This window comes from Streptomyces sp. NBC_01224 (genome assembly GCF_036002945.1).
Taxonomy (GTDB): Bacteria; Actinomycetota; Actinomycetes; order Streptomycetales; family Streptomycetaceae; genus Streptomyces.
The window spans coordinates 3,678,510-3,697,495 of sequence record NZ_CP108529.1 but is presented as its reverse complement, the minus strand read 5'-3'; the positions used below and the strand labels follow the sequence as shown (position 1 = coordinate 3,697,495).

Here is an 18,986-nt window from a genome sequence, read left to right as displayed (position 1 = left end):
ACACCCCCGGAGGCCGTTAGCATGGACATCCGCACCGATCAAGGCCATTTGGGGAAGGTGTCATGACTGCAAACGTCGACGGAGTGCCCGAGAAATTCGCGACGCTCGGGCTGACATACGACGACGTGCTGCTGCTGCCCGGCGCGTCCGACATGACGCCCGACCAGATCGACACTTCCTCGTACATCTCCAGGAACGTGCGGGTGAACATCCCGCTGCTCTCCGCCGCGATGGACAAGGTCACCGAGGCCCGCATGGCGATCGCCATGGCCCGGCAGGGTGGCGCCGGTGTGCTGCACCGCAACCTCTCCATCGCCGACCAGGCCAACCAGGTCGACCTGGTGAAGCGCTCCGAGTCCGGCATGGTCACCGACCCGATCACGGTGCACCCGGACGCGACGCTGCGCGACGCCGACGAGCTGTGTGCCAAGTTCCGTATCAGCGGCGTCCCGGTCACCGACGGCGCGGGCAAGCTGCTCGGCATCGTCACCAACCGTGACATGGCCTTCGAATCGGACCGCACGCGCCAGGTGCGCGAGGTCATGACGCCGATGCCGCTGGTCACCGGCAAGGTCGGTATCTCCGGCGTGGACGCCATGGAGCTGCTGCGCCGCCACAAGATCGAGAAGCTTCCGCTGGTCGACGACGCGGGGGTCCTCAAGGGCCTCATCACCGTCAAGGACTTCGTCAAGGCCGAGCAGTACCCGAACGCCGCCAAGGACAAGGAAGGCCGGCTGCTGGTCGGCGCCGCCGTCGGTGTCGCGGGCGACGCGTACGAGCGGGCCCAGGCGCTCATCGAGGCGGGCGTCGACTTCATCGTCGTCGACACCGCCCACGGTCACTCCCGACTGGTCGGCGACATGGTCGCCAAGATCAAGTCGAACTCCTCGGTCGACGTCATCGGCGGCAACATCGCCACCCGTGACGGCGCCCAGGCGCTGATCGACTCGGGCGTCGACGGCATCAAGGTCGGCGTGGGCCCCGGCTCCATCTGCACCACCCGCGTCGTCGCCGGCATCGGCGTCCCGCAGGTCACCGCGATCTACGAGGCCTCGCTCGCCGCCAAGGCGGCCGGTGTCCCGGTCATCGGTGACGGTGGCCTGCAGTACTCCGGCGACATCGCCAAGGCCCTGGTGGCCGGTGCGGACACCGTGATGCTCGGCTCGCTCCTCGCGGGCTGCGAGGAGTCTCCGGGCGAGCTGCTCTTCATCAACGGCAAGCAGTTCAAGTCGTACCGCGGCATGGGTTCCCTCGCCGCGATGCAGACCCGTGGCGACCGCAAGTCGTTCTCCAAGGACCGCTACTTCCAGGAGGGCGTCGCCTCCGACGAGAAGCTGGTCCCCGAGGGCATCGAGGGGCAGGTCCCCTACCGCGGCCCGCTCTCCGCGGTCGTCCACCAGCTCACCGGCGGTCTGCGCCAGTCGATGTTCTACGTCGGCGGACGCACCGTCCCGGAGCTCCAGGCCAACGGCCGGTTCGTCCGGATCACCTCGGCGGGTCTCAAGGAGAGCCACCCGCACGACATCCAGATGACGGTCGAGGCGCCGAACTACAGCAGGAAGTAACGCAACAGCGCAGCTGAGGGGCGGCCCGGGGTTCCCGGGACCGCCCCTCAGCCGTGTGTCGGGGATACTGGACAACGCAGACGTAGAGGGAAAGGCCACACCATCGTGACTGAGATCGAGATCGGGCGCGGCAAGCGCGGCCGCCGGGCGTACGCATTCGACGACATCGCCGTCGTTCCGAGCCGTCGTACCCGCGACCCGAAGGAGGTCTCGATCGCCTGGCAGATCGACGCCTACCGTTTCGAGCTGCCGTTCCTGGCGGCCCCCATGGACTCCGTGGTCTCCCCGCAGACCGCGATCCGCATCGGTGAGCTGGGCGGCCTCGGTGTCCTCAACCTCGAGGGCCTGTGGACCCGGCACGCCGACCCGCAGCCGCTGCTCGACGAGATCGCCGAGATGCCCGTGGAGTCGGCGACCCGCCGCCTCCAGGAGATCTACTCCGCTCCGATCCAGGAGGAGCTGATCGGGCAGCGCATCAAGGAGGTGCGCGACTCCGGTGTGGTCACCGCTGCCGCGCTCTCCCCCCAGCGCACCGCGCAGTTCTCCAAGGCCGTCGTCGATGCGGGTGTGGACATCTTCGTCATCCGCGGTACGACGGTCTCCGCCGAGCACGTCTCGGGTGCGGCCGAGCCGCTCAACCTCAAGCAGTTCATCTACGAGCTGGACGTCCCGGTGATCGTCGGCGGCTGCGCCACGTACACCGCCGCCCTGCACCTGATGCGTACCGGTGCGGCCGGTGTCCTCGTCGGCTTCGGCGGCGGCGCCGCGCACACCACGCGCAACGTCTTCGGTATCCAGGTCCCGATGGCGACCGCGGTCGCCGATGTGGCCGGGGCCCGGCGCGACTACATGGACGAGTCCGGCGGCCGGTACGTGCATGTGATCGCGGACGGCGGCGTCGGCTGGTCCGGCGACCTGCCGAAGGCCATCGCCTGCGGTGCGGACGCCGTGATGATGGGCTCCCCGCTGGCCCGCGCGACGGACGCGCCGGGCCGCGGACGCCACTGGGGCATGGAGGCCGTCCACGAGGACGTTCCGCGCGGCAAGCTGGTGGACCTGGGCTCCGTCGGCACGACCGAGGAGGTCCTCACCGGTCCTTCGCACACCCCCGACGGTTCGATGAACATCTTCGGTGCGCTGCGCCGGGCGATGGCGACGACGGGGTACAGCGACCTCAAGGAGTTCCAGCGCGTCGAGGTGACGGTGGCGGATTCGCAGCACCGCCGCTGATCGCTCCCGGCAGCACGCAAAGGAGGCCCGGACCGCAGGCGCGGTCCGGGCCTCCTTTGCGTGTCCGGGCAGGCGTTACGCGGCCTTCTTGGCGCCACCGAACGCCGCTGCGGCACCGAGCAGCAGGAAGAGGTACGTCTTGAAGTCGGCTCCCTCGCTCCACGCCTTCGTCAGGACGTCGAAGTGGTCGATGAAGAGACTGGACGCGGACTGGTGAACCAGGTCGGACAAGATGATCGCGATGCCCACGAGCTGGCCGAGGTAGACGGCGCCCACCGACAGGACGGCGCTGACGACGGCAATCACCGGGTTCTGTCCGCCGACCTTGCTCGCCGCGAAGCCGACGAGGAAACCGACGCCGACGGCGATGTAGCCGACCTCGCGCTCGATCGCGCCGGCAATGACTCCGTACAGGAGGGCCGCGACGAGTGCTGTGACCACCGCCGTCAGCAGGCCGAGGCCGATGTTGTTGCGGGCCGGGGCCGGCGGGGCGAACGGCGCGCCGGCGAACGGGACGCCGGGCTGACCGGGCTGGCCGTACGCGCCGGGCTGCTGGCCCGCGAACGGGTTGCCGGTCGGGGCGGCGGGCTGGCCGGGCTGCTGGCCTGCGTACGGGTTGCCGCCGACGGGCTGGGCGTCGTTCGGCTGGTTCGCCGGTGGCACGGGCTGGCTCATGGTGGGATCCCCCTGGGACGGAAGCGCACGACTGTGCGAGAAGTGACGCCGCAGGCTAGCAGCCGCCTACGACATCGCCTATCGAAATCCGTGGGGAGCTCTTCACCGACCCTTGGAACCCCTCTCTCACAACCGGTGTGCGGCCCCCGCCGGGGTCGCGCCCCGGGTGTCCAGGAGGAGCTGGGCCTTCACTGCGAGGCCCTGGAGATCGTACGTACGGTGGTGCTGGAGCAGCACCGTGAGGTCGGCGCTCGATGCGGCCTCGTACAGCGAGTCGGCGCGCGGGACCGGGAGTTCACGCAGTCGCCAGTCCAGGACATGCGGGTCGTGGTAGCCGATCTGGGCGCCCATGTCCATCAGCCGGGTCGCGATCTCCCGGGCGGGGGAGGCCTCCTGGTCGGCGAGGTCCGGCTTGTAGGTGACGCCGAGGAGCAGCACCCTGGCCCCGCGTACGGACTTGCCGTGCTCGTTCAGGAGGGTGGCGCAGCGCTGGATCACGTACTGCGGCATCCGGTCGTTGATCTCCTGGGCGAGCGAGACCATCCGCAAGGGGTGGCCCGGGGTAGGGCTGTTGTACGGGAGGTAGCCCGGGTCGACGGGGGCGCCGTGGCCGCCGACGCCGGGGCCCGGACGGAACGGCTGGAAGCCGAAAGGCTTGGTCTCGGCGCATCTGATGACGTCCCAGAGGTCGACGCCGAGATCGTGGCAGAGCACCGCCATCTCGTTGACCAGGGCGATGTTGACGTGCCGGAAGTTGGTCTCCAGGACCTTCGTCATCTCGGCCTCGCGCGGCCCGCGGGCCCGGACGACCTTGTCGGTGAGCCGGCCGTAGAAGGCGGCGGCGGATTCCGTGCAGGCGGGGGTGAGGCCGCCGATGACCTTGGGGGTGTTGGCGTAGACGTGGGTCCTGTTGCCGGGGTCGAGGCGGCTGGGGGAGTAGGCGAGGTGGAAGTCGCGTCCGGCGCGCAGCCCCGATCCCTCTTCGAGGAGGGGCAGTACATAGCTCTCGGTGGTGCCGGGCTGCACGGCCGATTCCAGCAGGACGGTGGTGTGCGGGCGCAGCCGGGCGGCGAGCGCGCGGGCCGCGTCGCCGACGGCGGTGAGGTCGAGGGTGCGGTCGGCGCCGAGCGGGGTGGGCGCGCAGATCACCGCGGTACGGACCCGGCCCAGTTCGGCCGGGTCGGTGGTGGGCCGGAAACCCCCCGAGAGCATCCGGCGCACGTCCGAGGCGGTGAGCGATCCCTCGACGGGGGTGCGGCCCGCGGAGAGTTCCGCGTAGGCGCGTGGGTCGGTGTCGTAGCCGACGGTCTGGACACCGGCGGCGGCGGCGGCTTGGGCGAGGGGCAGGCCGAGGTGGCCGAGTCCGATGACTGCGAGGTCTGCGGGCATGTGGATGGGCCGTCCTTCCCTTGGACCGACCGGCAGATGGAGGGCGCCACCCTCCGTTTGCCGGTCGGTCCAGGACCATGAGAGCAGAAAGCGCAACCGCTGGGGACAGCGCAATGTCAGACTAGGCGTAAATATGACCTATATGTCGCATTGTGAGGCTCCAGTCGACCTGGTGTTGTCCACAGGCGGTGGCCGAAGTCGTGTACGGCGGACAGAATCGAGAGGTGGGCACGGGTCGCCCGACCGCTCGGTCGGGTCGCACCGCGTGTCGGACCACCCCGATCTACCCGGGAGGCAGCAGTGAGGACAGCGACACTGGGACCTGCGGAGCGCGCCGAGGCGCTTGCCGCGATGGCCGAGCGCGAACTGGACGTGCTGGTCGTGGGGGCGGGCGTGGTCGGCGCCGGTACGGCGCTGGACGCGGCGACAAGGGGACTCTCGACCGGCCTCGTCGAGGCGCGCGACTGGGCCTCGGGCACATCGAGCAGGTCGAGCAAGCTGATCCACGGTGGGCTGCGGTATCTGGAGATGCTCGACTTCGCGCTCGTCCGGGAGGCGCTGAAGGAGCGCGGGCTGCTCCTGGGACGGCTGGCCCCGCATCTGGTGAAGCCCGTGCCGTTCCTCTATCCGCTGCAGCACAAGGGCTGGGAGCGGCTCTACGCCGGTTCCGGCGTGGCGCTCTACGACGCGATGTCGGTGTCGTCGGGGCACGGTCGCGGCCTGCCCGTCCACCGGCATCTCTCCCGCCGCCGCGCCCTGCAGGTCGCCCCGGCGCTGAAGAAGGACGCCCTGGTCGGGGCGTTGCAGTACTACGACGCGCAGATGGACGATGCCCGCTATGTGGCGACGCTGGTGCGCACCGCCGCCGGATATGGCGCCCATGTGGCGAACCGGGCACGGGTGATCGGCTTCCTCCGGGAGGGCGAGCGGGTCGTCGGCGCCCGCGTGGAGGATGTCGAGGCGGGCGGGGAGTACGAGGTCAGGGCCAAACAGGTGGTCAACGCGACCGGGGTCTGGACGGATGACACCCAGGCGCTGATCGGGGAGCGCGGGCTGTTCCACGTCCGGGCGTCCAAGGGCATACACCTGGTCGTCCCGAAGGACCGCATCCACTCCTCGACCGGCCTGATCCTGCGGACCGAGAAGTCCGTCCTCTTCGTCATCCCGTGGGGACGGCACTGGATTGTCGGGACGACGGACACGGACTGGGACCTGGACAAGGCGCACCCGGCGGCGTCCAGCGCCGATATCGACTATCTGCTCGAACACGTCAACTCGGTCCTGGCCACGCCCCTGACCAGGGATGACGTCCAGGGCGTCTACGCGGGGCTGCGGCCGCTGCTGGCCGGCGAGTCGGATGCGACCAGCAAGCTCTCGCGCGAGCACACGGTGGCGCACCCGCTGCCGGGCCTCGTGGTCGTGGCGGGCGGCAAGTACACGACGTACCGGGTGATGGCGAAGGACGCCGTGGACGAGGCGGTGCACGGCCTCGACCAGCGAGTGGCGGAGTGCGTCACCGAGGACGTTCCGCTCCTGGGGGCGGAGGGATACCGCGCGCTGTGGAACGCCCGGGCGAGAATCGCGGCCCGTACGGGGCTCCATGTCGCCCGGGTGGAGCATCTGCTCAACCGCTACGGCTCCATGACGGAGGAGCTCCTCGATCTGATCGCCGACGATCCGGCGCTGGGTGAGCCGCTGCCGTCGGCGGACGACTATCTGAAGGCCGAGATCGTCTACGCCGCCTCGCACGAGGGGGCCCGCCACCTCGACGACGTACTGACCCGCCGGACCCGGATCTCCATCGAGACGTTCGACCGGGGCACGCTCAGTGCCCGGATCTGTGCGGAGCTGATGGCGCCGGTGCTGGGCTGGGACGAGGGGCAGATCGACCGGGAGGTCGAGCACTACGAGAAGCGGGTTCAGGCGGAGCGGGAGTCGCAGCGGCAGCCGGACGACCTCACGGCGGACGCCGCGCGGCTCGGGGCGCCGGACATCGTGCCGCTCTAGGCCACGTCACGTGTCGGGTGCGCGGCCGCAGAACTCCGCGTCGAGGAGCGCCGATTCGAGTGTCGTCGCAGCGGTCAGGGTGTCCGTGTCGATGCGGTACGTCAGGGTGTGCCGGCCGTTGCGCGTGGCGGCTGTACGGACGTAACTGCCCGCTATGTGGCCGTTGTGGCCCCAGACGGTGGTGCCGCAGGAGAGTTTCTGCGGATAGACGCCCAGCCCGTAGACGCCGTGCGTGGCACCGGTGTTCAGCAGCGTCGCCAGCTGGGCGGGCGGCAGAAGGCGTCCGCCCAGCAGAGCCGCGTAGAAGCGGTTCAGATCGGCGAGCGTGGAGATCAGCTCCCCGGCCGCACCCGCCGTGCGCGGGTCGAGCGCGGTGACATCGCGCAGGCTGCCGTCGGCTGGATCGCGGGTATAGCCGCGGCCGTGCGGGGCGGGCAGGGAGGTACGGGCGCCTGGCAGGGAGGTGCCGGTGAGACGGAGGGGGGTGATGATGCGGTGGCGGATCTCGGTGGCGTAGTCGTGTCCGGTGACGCGCTGAACGATGAGTCCGAGAACGACGTAATTGGTGTTGGAGTAGGCGTAGCCGCCGGGGGCATTCGTCGGACGGTGGGCCATGGCGACACGGACCGCGGCGGTGGCGGAGACGGGGTGGGCGGAGGTGTCGGCGGTGTAGTTGTAGAGGCCACTGGTGTGGCTGAGCAGGGCGCGCAGGGTGATGCGGCGGCCGTCGTTGCCGTTGCCCCGGAGCAGGCCCGGCATCAGTCGGTCGACGGTGTCCGAAAGCTGCAGCCTTCTCTCCCGGGCGAGTTGGAGTACGACCGTCGCGACGAACGTCTTGGTGATGCTGCCGGCCCGGAACCGGTCCGTCCTGCGGATACCCGGGCCCGTCGAGCGGTAGGTGTCGTACGGTGCGGAAGAGGCACGATGGGCCAGCAGTGCCGCCGTGGGAGCACCGCCCCGGGCGACGAGCCGGGGAAGATAGGCCGCTGCGGGCGTGAGGTGTGGTTCGCTGGGCAGGGTCGCTGTTCCCAGGCCGAGCAGCGCCAGCAACAACGGGGCGACGAGCAGCGCCCTTAGTGTCGACATGGCAGGGAATCCCTTCCTCGGGCCACATCATGACGGGCCTGTGGACCCGGCACCATGGCCGGTCCCGGGGTGAGGGACAATGAACGCTCTGCCAGGGCGGGTTGATCGCAGAGGGGACGCATGTCGGAGGCGGAGCAGGCACGGGAGCCCCAACGGGACAAGGACGGACGTCTTCTTGCGGGGCGGTACCGGCTCGGGGAGGTGCTCGGCCGGGGCGGTATGGGCACGGTCTGGCGTGCCGTCGACGAGACGCTGGGCCGCACGGTCGCGGTCAAGGAGCTGCGGTTCCCTTCGGCCATCGACGAGGACGAGAAGCGCCGGCTCATCACGCGCACGCTGCGTGAGGCGAAGGCGATCGCCAGGATCCGCAACAACGGCGCGGTGACGGTCTACGACGTGGTCGACGAGGACGACCGGCCGTGGATCGTGATGGAACTCATCGAGGGCAAGTCCCTTGCCGAGGCCATCCGCGAGGACGGGGTGCTGACACCGAAGCGCGCCGCCGAGGTCGGGCTCGCCATCCTCGACGTGCTGCGATCGGCGCATCGTGAGGGCATCCTGCACCGCGATGTGAAGCCGTCCAACGTGCTGATCGCCGAGGACGGCCGGGTCGTGCTGACCGACTTCGGTATCGCGCAGGTCGAGGGCGACCCGTCGGTCACCTCGACGGGCATGCTCGTCGGCGCCCCGTCGTACATCTCCCCGGAGCGCGCCCGCGGGCACAAGCCGGGACCGCCCGCCGACCTGTGGTCGCTCGGCGGACTGCTGTACGCCAGCGTCGAGGGCTCCCCGCCGTACGACAAGGGGTCGGCCATCGCCACCCTGACCGCGGTGATGACCGAGCCGCTCGACCCGCCGAAGAACGCCGGTCCGCTGGAGGAGGTCATCTACGGCCTGCTCGCCAGGGACCCCGATCAGCGACTCGACGACGCCGGTGCGCGCGCCTTGCTCAACGACGTGATCCACGCTCCCGAGAAGCCGGACCCGGTGGTGCCCCCGCCCGCCGACGCCACCCAGATCATGGCGCTGCCCGGCCAGGCCGCCGAACCGGGCACCAAGGCGGCGTCGAAGTCCGGGGAGTCGGGCGAGGGCGCCCGGGACCGGCTGCGGGGCGCACTGCGCTCCGTACGGAACGCGAAGGCGACACCGGCGGCGGTGGGTGCGGCCGCGGCCTCGACCACTGCGCCGCCCCCTCCCTCGACACCTCCGTCGACCGCTCCCTCGACGGGCTCTTCGAAGCCTGCCCGGCCTTCTGCTCCGGCGAAGCCGGCCGCGGCCTCCGCCGCCGTACCCTCGCCGCGTCCCGCCATGCCGCCGACCACCCCGCCCCGTGCGTCCATCACGGACGTGGTGCCGCGCCGCACCCTGGCGATCGTCGCGGCCGTGATCGTGCTCGCCGTGATCGGTACGGTCCTCGCCCTCACGCTCGACGGAGGCGGCAAGGACGACGTGAGCGGCGGCAACGGCAAGGACGGCAAGTCCACCTCGGCCGGGGCCTCGACGACCGGCGGCTCCGCGGACACCGAAAGCGGCAGTGGCGGCGACAAGGCCCAGGACCAGGGCGGCAACCAGGGTCAGGGCAAGGGTCAGGGCAAGGGCAAGGACGACAACTCGGACAAGGGGTCGGACGGTTCGAAGGGCGACGCCCCGGACGCCGCCGACGCGCTGCCCGCGGGATACAAAGCCATCAAGAACAAGCAGTTCCACTTCGCGATGGCGATGCCCGAGGACTTCCGGCTCACCGACACGGCCGGTAGCAACTCCGGCGGCATCTACAACGTCGAGCGGGGCGGCTTCCCGCGCGTCCAGGTCGACTACACCGATTCGCCCGGCGGTGACGCCGCAGCAGCCTGGAACGCCGCGAAGGGCGCCGTCGCGGCCAGCAGCAACGGCTACCACCACCTCGGCGTGAAGAAGGTCCAGTACAACGGCTACCCGACCGTCGCCGACTGGGAGTTCGAGCGCACCCAGCAGGGTCAGCGGATCCATGTGCTGAACCGGGGCTTCAAGGTCGACGCCACCCACGGCTACGCGATCATGATCAGCTGCAAGGTGAGCGAGTGGGACAGCAAGGAGTGCCGGACGCTGCGCGAGACCGCGTTCGACACGTTCGAGCCCACCGACTGATCCATGGGGCGAAAAGGGCCGGGATGTGCCGACCCTGACGCGCGGCCGCCACTTGCCACGTATCGTGAGAGCCTGAAGACCGTACGCAGCCGGAACGGCGCGTCAATTGCACGGTAAGTGACCGCGATTGATGGATTCGTGCGGTCTTCGTGGCCGGGGGGACAGCGCGCTCTGGGGAGGCGTCGTGGATGACTATGCGGGTCGGGTACTTGCCGACCGCTATCGCCTTCCGCTCCCCCCGTCCGATGAGTACGAACTGGTCGAGACCCGGGCGTTCGACACCTACAGCGGGCAGGAAGTCCTGGTGCGGCAGGTGCCGTTGCCCGAAGTGGTGGACGCCGAGGTGCTCGACGGCGACGGTCCGGTCCCGGCGGCCCGGCGGGTCACCGGGCGCGCCGTGCGACGGTCCACGGACCCGGCGGTCCGGCGTGCCATCGAGGCGGCGCAGGCGGCGGCCCAGGTCCCCGACCATCCCAGGCTCGACCAGGTCTTCGACGTGTTCGCCGAGGCCGGCTCGCTCTGGATCGTGAGCGAACTGGTCATGGCCCGCCCGCTTGCGGCCCTGCTGGCGGAGCGCCCGCTCAATCCCTTCCGGGCCGCCGAGATCGGCTCCGACGTACTGACGGCGCTGCGGGTGCTGCACGCCCATGGCTGGACCCACCGCAACATCACCGTCCGCACGGTGCTGGTCTGCGACGACGGCCGCGTCGTGCTGACCGGTCTGGCGGCCGGTGCCGCGGAGGAGGCGCTCTGCGGGTATGTCCCGACGCCGCAGCCCGACGACGAGGACGAGATCGCCTTCGGCCGCCCGGCGGTCGAGACGGGCCCCACCGGGCCGTACGCACCGCCGCCCGAGCCGGCTCCGCCCGTCGCTCCGGCCGAGGTGCCGGCTTTGCGCGGCCCGGCGGCGATCGAGACGGGCCGGGCGACCGGCGATCCGTACGGCGATGACGATCCGTACGCCGACGATCCGCACCCCGACGACCGGTACGCAGATGCCCCCCATGACGGTGTGCCGGGCGAGCTGGAGGCCGTACGGCGGCCGGTGAATCCCGCCCCCCCGGCGCCCGCTCCCGCAGCGGCCGACGCCGCGCAGTTGCGGGCCGAGCGAGCCGGAGCCATCGCCGCCTACCGTGCGGGCGCCCGCGCCGCCGCCCGCGTCGGCGAGGACCGGCGCCGGGCCGGGGCGGGCGAGGCGGAGGACACCGGCAGTCTCCCGGTCCAGCGCGCCGCGCGGCCGGAAGGCGCGGGGCCGCCCGGCACGGACCACGGCCACCCGCAGCCGGCCGGCCCCTGGAACGAGCCCGCCGAGGACCCGTACGAAGACGACCCGTACGACGACGACGGCTACGGAGGCGACGGCCAGTCGCCGCCCGGCCGGCGACTGCATCTCACCGGTACCTGGAGCGACGGCCCGGGGTCCGGGCGCCCCGTCCCCGCCGGAGGCTCGGGCGAGGACGCCCTGCGCGCCGATGCCCGCCGCCACGGCAACTCCCCGGCGCTGCCCGCGCACCGGCCCGAGCCGCAGCAACAGCCGGGCCGCTGGGACGAGATCGTCGTCGGCGGCCGTACGGGCCCCGCCTACCGCGGTCCCGCCACTACCCTCGCCGCCGAGCGCGCCCGGCAGGCACGGATCGCCGTCGTCGGCGCGGTCACCGAGCGCTGGGCGCCCGAGCAGGCCGGACCCGTCCACGAGAACTGGCAGCTGGCGCCGCCGATCGGTCCTGCCACCGACCTCTGGGCGCTGGGCGCGCTGCTCTACCGCGCCGTCCAGGGCCACGCCCCGTACCCCGAGGAGAACGCGGCCGAGCTCGTCCAGATGGTGTGCGGGGAGCCGCCCGCATTCGCCGAGGAGTGCGGTCCGCTGCGCCCCGTCGTCGAGTCGCTGCTGCGCCAGGACCCCACCGAGCGGCCGGACTTCGAGGAGCTGCGAGGCTGGCTGCGCTCCCTTGTACGGTCGGCGCCCGAGCCCGAGGCCGGTCTGGACGTCGTGCCACTGCCGTCCGTCGACAGCGCCCGGCTTCCCGTCGTACGCCGTCGGGGCGAGCTGGTCCGCAGGCGCCGAGGCCGCCTGGGGCAGAGCGCGGCCCACGGCCGCCACCGCCACACGAAGGAGAAGTCCGACCGCCACGACAGACCCCGGGCGGAAAAGGCACCCAGGGCGCCGCGCGAGCCCAAGGGCCCCAAGGCGCTGCGTACCCCGCCGCCCCGCCCCCGGCCGGGCGAGGGGCGGGCGCCGCGACGGCTCGGGCGGCTGCTTCTGGTGCTGGTCCTGCTGGCCCTGGTCGCGGCCATCGCGTACGCCGTGATGTTCATGCCCAAGGCGGACAGCGACTCTGGCACCCGCTCCTCGGGCCCGGCGTCGTCGACGTCCGGTTCGCCGGAGCCCGGCGCCGGTACGACCGGCGGGCAGTCGCCCCCGCAGCCGTCCGGCGCGCAGCAGCCGCAGACCAGCCGCTCCGCCGTCGCGCTCGCCCCCGGCTACGCCCTGCGCAAGGACCCGGAGGGTTTCGAGGTCGGCGTGCTCAAGGGCTGGCAACGCAGCCCCGCCAACGCGGACCGTCAGATCCGCTACGGCAGCGACGGCTTCAGCCTGCTGATCGTCCCCGGACGCGACACCGTCAAGGCCAACGGCGACGACCCGCTGGCGTACCAGGCCGACAAGGAGCTGGAGTTGCAGCCGTTCCGCGACTCCAGCTGGTCGGGGTCGAGCGGGCTGCGCCGGATCGATGTCGGCCGACAGGCCATGGCCGAGGGCCAGTTCACCTGGCAGGACGCCTCCGGCCGCGAGGTGTACGCCCGTAATCTCGCGATGATTGTCGACGGCCGCTACCACATCCTCCAGGTCATCGGCCCGGAGAACCGGCGCGACAAGGTTTCGGACATCTACGAACAAGCCATCGCCTCTTACCGCGTGACGCCCTGAAGTATGCCGGTACGTCACCCGAAGGGTGGCGGAGCGACAAGCATCACAGTGCGGTCTCTTGGGGGATGCGAGGTTCCGTGGCCTACATCCCCTCCGTAATCTGGCCTCCGAAGGAACGGGGCGGGGATACGTGGATCGATCACAGGGCACGGAAGCGGGACTGGTACTGGCCGGAAGGTACCGGCTCGGCGAAGTCCTCGGGCGCGGCGGCATGGGCAAGGTCTGGCGCGCCCACGACGAGGTGCTGCACCGCACGGTCGCGGTCAAGGAGCTGACCGCCGGGCTCTACGTCGCCGAGGCCGACCGGGTCGTGCTGCACGCCCGCACGCAGAAGGAGGCCCGCGCGGCCGCCCGGATCACGCACCCGGGCGTGGTCACGGTCCATGACGTGATCGAGTACGACAACAGGCCCTGGATCGTCATGCAGTACGTCGACGGCCCGTCACTCGCCGACGCGGCCAAGGAGTCCGGCGAGATCGAGCCGCGCGAGGCCGCCAGGATAGGCCTCCATGTGCTGGGTGCCCTGCGCGCCGCACATGGTGCGGGGGTCCTGCACCGGGACGTGAAGCCCGGCAACGTACTCCTGGCCAGAGACGGGCGGGTGCTGCTCACCGACTTCGGGATCGCCGCTATAGAGGGCGACTCGACCATCACCAGGACCGGTGAACTGGTCGGCTCCATCGACTATCTGGCGCCCGAGCGGGTACGCGGCGGCGATCCGGGTCCCGCCTCCGACCTGTGGTCCCTCGGCGCCACGCTCTACACCGCGGTCGAGGGGCGCTCGCCGTTCCGTCGTACGTCCCCGATCTCGACCATGCAGGCCGTCGTCACCGAGGAACCGCCGCCGCCCGGGCGGGCGGGCCCGCTGGCCTCCGTGATCACCGCGCTGCTCCGTAAGGACCCCGAGGACCGGCCTTCGGCGGCGGAGGCGGAGCGGATGCTGCTGGATGCCATGGAGGGCCGCGAGCCCCGGGCCGCTCAGGCGTACGTACCGACGCAGCGCGTACCCGACGAGGTCCTGCGTTCGCTGGGCCCGGAGGCCACGTCCGGGGCGGGTGCGGCGGGTACGGCCCGACTTCCCCACTCGGCCGCCGGTTCCACCGCCGGCCCGGTGTCGTCCCCGGTGACCCGGCGCAGCCGGGGCCGGTGGCGTACGGCGGTGCTGGTCATCGCCGCAGCCGCGCTGGTCGGCGGCGGTGCGGGGCTCGCCGTGATGAAGTACGGGGACCGTGCGGAGAGCGCCGTCGGGCGCGGCACGGGCACGCACGCGAGCGGGACCCCCACGACCCCCAGCAACATTGGTACTCCGTCCGCGCCGAAGCCCGGTCGCCCGGTCAACGGCATACCCAAGGGCTGGCACCGGGTGAACGACCCCGAGGGGTTCAGTCTGATCGTGCCGGTCGGCTGGGAGCGCCGGGTGGACCGCAACCAGATCGACTACACGCCGGACAACGGTGTGCATTACATCCGGATCGCCGTCGACCCGGCGCCGGACTTCGAGAACCCCTACATGCACATGCTGAACCTGGAGAAGCAGCTCGCCAAGCGGCTGCCCGGGTACGAGCGCAAGACCCTGCACTCCAACACGTACCGTGACCGGGAGGGCTCGCTCTGGGAGTTCACCTGGACCGAGACCAAGGACCATCCGGGCCCGCGTCACGCGATCGACCAGATGTACTTCGGGGAGGACGGCGGCCCGGAGTACGCGTTGTACATGACGGGTCCGGCGGCGGACTGGGACACCACGCGGGAACAGTTCGACACGATACTGCGCGGATGGCAGGCGCCCGACAGCTCCGGCTGAGGCCCGCCGGATCGTGCCGACGACCACAGGGGTCCTGATCAGGGGCTTTGTTGCCAGTGATCACTGGCTTGTTTGTGGGGACTGTGAAAACCTGTTACTCACGGGTACCCAAAGCGTGCGGCTGGCCGTACTCTCGCCCTCATGACGGACTCGCAGGCCTCCACGTCCACCTCCGCAGCCCCGGTCGGCACCAACCCCGTGGCCCCCGCCCCCGCAGGCGTGCGTACCGCCGCAGATGTGGTGACGCCCGAGGTGATCGCCCAGCTGACCCGTGATGTGGTCGGCTCCGGCCGTACGGCCAACCACACCCCCTTCACCGGGGAGAAGCTGGCCGATCTGCCCGAGTCCACCCCCGAGGACGTGGCGACGGCCTTCGAGCGGGCCCGTGCCGCCCAGCCGGCCTGGGCCGCGACCTCCGTCCGCGCCAGGGCGGCCGTCCTGCTCCGCTTCCACGACCTCGTGCTCCAGCGGCAGGCGGAGGTCCTCGACCTCATCCAGCTGGAGACCGGCAAGGCCCGGCTGCACGCCCACGAGGAGGTGCAGGCCGTCGCCGTCGCGGCCCGCCACTACGGGCGCAGGGCCGGCTCGTATCTGAAGCCGAAGCGGCACACCGGAGTCGTCCCGACCCTCACCAAGGTCACCGAGCTGCGTCAGCCGCGCGGCGTCATCGGGCAGATCGCACCGTGGAACTACCCGTTCGAGCTGTCCGTCGGCGACGCGCTGCCCGCGTTCGTCTCCGGCAACGCCGTCGTGATGAAGCCCGATACGGAGACCGCGCTGACCGCGCTGTGGGCCCGGGACCTGCTGATCGAAGCCGGGCTGCCCGCCGAGGTGTTCCAAGTGGTCCTCGGCGACGGACCGGTCGTCGGCCCCGAGGTCGTCAAGCACGCCGACTACGTCTCGTTCACCGGTTCCACCCGCACCGGCCGCGAGGTCGCGCAGGGTGCGGCGGCCCGGCTCGTCGGGGTCTCGCTGGAGCTCGGCGGCAAGAACGCCATGCTGGTGCTCAGGGACGCCGACGTGGAGAAGGCCGCCGCCGGCGCCGTCCGCGCCTGCTTCTCCTCGGCCGGTCAGCTCTGCATCTCCATCGAGCGGCTGTACGTCCACGAGTCGGTGGCCGACGACTTCGTGGAGCGGTTCGCCGCCCGCACGAAGGCCATACGGCTCGGCAACTCCCTCGCCTACGGCGCCGACATGGGTTCCCTGGTCGGCGAGCGCCAGCTGGAGACCGTCACCCGGCATGTCGCGGAGGCCGTCGAGAAGGGTGCCAAGCTCGTCGCGGGCGGGGTCGCCCGTCCCGACATCGGCCCGCTCTTCTACGAGCCGACCATCCTCGACGGTGTCGAGGCGCCGATGGCCGTCTGCAACGAGGAGACCTTCGGCCCGGTCGTCTCCATCTACCGCTTCACCGACGAGGACGAGGTCGTCGCCCTCGCCAACGCCACCCCGTACGGCCTGAATTCGAGCGTCTGGACCAAGGACTCGAAGCGCGGCCACCAGGTCGCCGCCCGGCTGCGGACCGGCACGGTCAACATCAACGAGGGATACGCCCCCGCGTACGGCAGCGTGCAGTCCCCGATGGGCGGCATGAAGGACTCCGGTCTCGGCCGGCGGCACGGCTCCGAGGGCATCCTCAAATACACCGAGGCCCAGACCGTCGCCCAGCAGCGGCTGATCCCGCTCGCCCCGTCCTTCGGCATGGACGACGAGAAGTACGCGGCGTTCATGAGCCGCAGCCTGAAGGCGATGAAGGCGTTCCGCCTGCGCTGAACCCCGTAACACCGAAGTGCGTTCTGCCCTTTTCGTACCGAGGAGAGCCATGTCCCAGGACAGCCCTGCCCAAAATCAGGCCGGACCGGCCGGTGAGACCGATGACGACGTGGCGTACGACTACGACGTCCTGGTCGTCGGCTCGGGCTTCGGCGGTGCGGTGTCGGCCCTGCGGCTGACCGAGAAGGGATACCGGGTCGGCGTCCTGGAGGCGGGCCGCCGCTTCAGCCCCGGCACCCTCCCCAAGAACTCCTGGGACATCAAGAACTACCTGTGGGCCCCCGCACTCGGGCTCTACGGCATCCAGCGCGTGCATCTGCTCGGCAATGTGATGGTGCTGGCCGGTGCGGGTGTCGGCGGTGGCTCGCTCAACTACGCCAACACGCTGTACGTACCCCCGGCGCCGTTCTTCGAGGACCGCCAGTGGGCGTCCATCACCGACTGGCAGGACGAGCTGAAGCCGTACTACGACCAGGCCAAACGGATGCTCGGGGTCCGGCTCAACCCGACGATGACCCCCTCCGACGTCCATCTGAAGGCTGCCGCGCAGGCCATGGGCGTCGGCGACACCTTCCATCTCGCCCCGGTCGGCGTCTTCTTCGGTGACGGCGAGGACGCCGACGGTACGGCGAGGGCGAAGCCCGGTGAGACGGTCGCCGACCCGTACTTCGGGGGTGCAGGCCCCGCCCGCAAGGCCTGCACCGAGTGCGGCGAATGCATGACGGGCTGCCGCCACGGCGCGAAGAACACGCTCAACGAGAACTACCTCCACCTCGCCGAGAAGGCCGGAGCCGTCATCCACCCGATGACCTCTGTCGTCGCGATCAAGGACGACCCGGAGGGCGGCTACCACGTCACCACCGTCCCGACCGACCGCCGCAAGGCGGAGCCCAAGCTGCTGCGCGCCCGCAAGGTGGTCGTCGCGGCGGGCACGTACGGAACGCAGACCCTGCTGCACACCATGAAGGACCGGGGACTGCTGCCCCGGCTCTCGGACCGGCTCGGCGAGCTGACCCGTACCAACTCCGAGGCGCTCGTCGGTTCGCAGACCAGCGACCGGCGCTACCAAAAGAAGCACGGCGCATCGAAGGCCGACTTCACCCAGGGCGTCGCGATCACCTCCTCGATCCACCCCGACGAGAACACCCACATCGAGCCGGTCCGCTACGGCAAGGGCTCCAACGCGATGGGTGCGATGTCGATCCTCCAGGTGCCGTACGGCAGTCGCCGGGTGCTGGGCTGGCTCGGCAACGTGGCCAAGCATCCGACGCTCGCCGTGCGGTCGCTCTCCAACCGCCGCTGGTCGGAGCGGACCATCATCGGGCTCGTCATGCAGTCGCTGGACAACTCCCTGACGACGTACCGCAAGCCGGGCGGCATAGGGAAGGGCCTGCTCACCGCCCGGCAGGGGCACGGTGCTCCCAACCCGACGCAGATCGAGGAGGCGACGCGCAGCGCCTCACTGCTCGCCGACGAGATCAACGGCTTCGCCGGCTCGAACGTCGGCGAGCTGATGGGCACCCCGCTCACGGCACACTTCCTCGGCGGCTGCCCCATCGGTGCGAGCGCCGAGGACGGGGTGATCGATCCGTACCACCGGCTCTACGGACACCCCGGCATCTCGGTGGTCGACGGCTCGGCGGTCTCCGCGAACCTCGGCGTCAACCCGTCGCTCACCATCACCGCTCAGGCCGAGCGCGCGATGTCCTTCTGGCCCAACAAGGGCGAGGCGGACCCGCGTCCGGAGCAGGGCGAGGCGTACGAACGGCTGGCCGCGGTCGAGCCGCGGGCGCCGGCGGTGCCGAAGGAGGCCTTCGGTGCGCTGAAACTGCCGTTCCTCGGGCTGCCGACCGTCCCGCCGAAGAAGAAGTCGTAGCAGCCATAGCGAATCGGGACAGCAGAAGGGGCTGCACCCCCCTCCGAGTGCAGCCCCTCCGTGCTTACGGTGACCAGACGCCTTACGCGCCGGTGTCACCGTTCCTGCGGCGCCGCACGATGAACATCGCGCCTGCGCCGAGCACTACGGCCGCGCCGCCCGCCGTGGCGAACACCGGCATCGCGGAGGACGAACCCGTCTCCGCGAGGCTGCCGGAGACCAGGCCCGTCGGGTTGTCGGCCGGCTTCACGGCCCGGGCAGCCAGTACCGCGGCAGGGGCGCTCACTGCCGGGGCGGCGGCGAGCGCCATGGCGCGGCGAAGCCTCATGTGACCTCAGAAGTCCGGCGTACCGCTGTGAGCGGTACGGCTGTCGGGACGGGCCTGCCGTGCCGGGGCACGGGCGGGGCCGGTGGTTCCGCATGGTTGACCCGTGGCCCGCCGCAATGGTTGTCCGGATGCTCACGGAACCTTTATGTGACGCCGCTCACGTTCCTCTCCGTGCTCAATCCGTGACCTGCGGCCGCGCAACT

11 protein-coding genes and 1 pseudogene are annotated in these 18,986 nt (G+C 71.0%); 8 read left to right on the top strand and 4 right to left on the bottom strand.

Going from position 1 to position 18,986, the window contains the following annotated elements:
* The first annotated feature begins 62 nt into the window (after positions 1 to 62).
* Entirely contained in the window at positions 63 to 1,565 is a 1,503-nt protein-coding gene (guaB, locus tag OG609_RS15980) for an IMP dehydrogenase (RefSeq protein WP_327273452.1), read from the top strand.
* A gap of 105 nt (positions 1,566 to 1,670) precedes the next feature.
* Positions 1,671 to 2,795 carry a GuaB3 family IMP dehydrogenase-related protein gene (locus OG609_RS15975; protein WP_072486665.1) on the top strand — a complete coding sequence of 375 codons (1,125 nt, stop codon included), beginning with the start codon at positions 1,671 to 1,673 and terminating at the stop codon, positions 2,793 to 2,795.
* Positions 2,796 to 2,870: 75 nt separating this feature from the next.
* Here the strand turns inward: OG609_RS15975 and OG609_RS15970 are convergent, their stop codons facing one another.
* Positions 2,871 to 3,470 (bottom strand): hypothetical protein, encoded by a 600-nt coding sequence (locus OG609_RS15970; RefSeq protein WP_327273451.1) that lies wholly within the window; start codon positions 3,468 to 3,470, stop codon positions 2,871 to 2,873.
* Positions 3,471 to 3,596: 126 nt separating this feature from the next.
* Positions 3,597 to 4,859: a nucleotide sugar dehydrogenase gene (locus OG609_RS15965; protein ID WP_327273450.1), complete on the bottom strand. Its 1,263-nt coding sequence runs from the start codon at positions 4,857 to 4,859 to the stop codon at positions 3,597 to 3,599.
* A 300-nt stretch (positions 4,860 to 5,159) separates the two neighbouring features.
* Here OG609_RS15965 and OG609_RS15960 point away from each other — a divergent pair, with 300 nt between their 5' ends.
* Positions 5,160 to 6,866: a glycerol-3-phosphate dehydrogenase/oxidase gene (locus OG609_RS15960; protein WP_327273449.1), complete on the top strand. Its 1,707-nt coding sequence runs from the start codon at positions 5,160 to 5,162 to the stop codon at positions 6,864 to 6,866.
* Between the two features lie 6 nt (positions 6,867 to 6,872).
* Here the strand turns inward: OG609_RS15960 and OG609_RS15955 are convergent, their stop codons facing one another.
* Positions 6,873 to 7,952 (bottom strand): serine hydrolase domain-containing protein, encoded by a 1,080-nt coding sequence (locus OG609_RS15955; protein ID WP_327273448.1) that lies wholly within the window; start codon positions 7,950 to 7,952, stop codon positions 6,873 to 6,875.
* A 120-nt stretch (positions 7,953 to 8,072) separates the two neighbouring features.
* On the opposite strand from OG609_RS15955, the gene OG609_RS15950 reads away from it, so the two are divergent.
* The 5 genes from OG609_RS15950 to OG609_RS15930 all read left to right on the top strand — a co-directional run bounded on the left by OG609_RS15950 (position 8,073) and on the right by OG609_RS15930 (position 18,455).
* A complete protein-coding gene (locus OG609_RS15950) occupies positions 8,073 to 10,079 on the top strand; it encodes a serine/threonine-protein kinase (protein ID WP_327273447.1) in 2,007 nt (668 codons plus the stop codon).
* 184 nt (positions 10,080 to 10,263) lie between these two features.
* Entirely contained in the window at positions 10,264 to 13,005 is a 2,742-nt protein-coding gene (locus OG609_RS15945; RefSeq protein ID WP_327273446.1) for a protein kinase, read from the top strand.
* Positions 13,006 to 13,135: 130 nt separating this feature from the next.
* Positions 13,136 to 14,809: a serine/threonine-protein kinase gene (locus OG609_RS15940; RefSeq protein ID WP_327273445.1), complete on the top strand. Its 1,674-nt coding sequence runs from the start codon at positions 13,136 to 13,138 to the stop codon at positions 14,807 to 14,809.
* A 141-nt stretch (positions 14,810 to 14,950) separates the two neighbouring features.
* The gene (locus OG609_RS15935) at positions 14,951 to 16,579 is read left to right on the top strand and encodes a succinic semialdehyde dehydrogenase (RefSeq protein ID WP_327273444.1); all 1,629 of its coding nucleotides are present in this window, start codon (positions 14,951 to 14,953) and stop codon (positions 16,577 to 16,579) included.
* Between the two features lie 49 nt (positions 16,580 to 16,628).
* The gene (locus tag OG609_RS15930; protein ID WP_327273443.1) at positions 16,629 to 18,455 is read left to right on the top strand and encodes a GMC family oxidoreductase; all 1,827 of its coding nucleotides are present in this window, start codon (positions 16,629 to 16,631) and stop codon (positions 18,453 to 18,455) included.
* Positions 18,456 to 18,537: 82 nt separating this feature from the next.
* On the opposite strand, the pseudogene OG609_RS15925 reads toward OG609_RS15930, so the two are convergent.
* A pseudogene (locus OG609_RS15925) lies at positions 18,538 to 18,684 on the bottom strand (LAETG motif-containing sortase-dependent surface protein); the annotation flags it as partial.
* Positions 18,685 to 18,986 lie beyond the last annotated feature (302 nt).

Bases quoted from the DNA above. Each gene is read 5' to 3' on its own strand.
- OG609_RS15950 (WP_327273447.1), top strand. From the start codon at position 8,073: ATGTCGGAGGCGGAGCAGGCACGGGAGCCCCAACGGGACAAGGACGGA.
- guaB (WP_327273452.1), top strand. From the start codon at position 63: ATGACTGCAAACGTCGACGGAGTGCCCGAGAAATTCGCGACGCTCGGG.
- OG609_RS15970 (WP_327273451.1), bottom strand. From the start codon at position 3,470: ATGAGCCAGCCCGTGCCACCGGCGAACCAGCCGAACGACGCCCAGCCC.
- OG609_RS15935 (WP_327273444.1), top strand. From the start codon at position 14,951: ATGACGGACTCGCAGGCCTCCACGTCCACCTCCGCAGCCCCGGTCGGC.
- OG609_RS15955 (WP_327273448.1), bottom strand. From the start codon at position 7,952: ATGTCGACACTAAGGGCGCTGCTCGTCGCCCCGTTGTTGCTGGCGCTG.
- OG609_RS15930 (WP_327273443.1), top strand. From the start codon at position 16,629: ATGTCCCAGGACAGCCCTGCCCAAAATCAGGCCGGACCGGCCGGTGAG.
- OG609_RS15965 (WP_327273450.1), bottom strand. From the start codon at position 4,859: ATGCCCGCAGACCTCGCAGTCATCGGACTCGGCCACCTCGGCCTGCCC.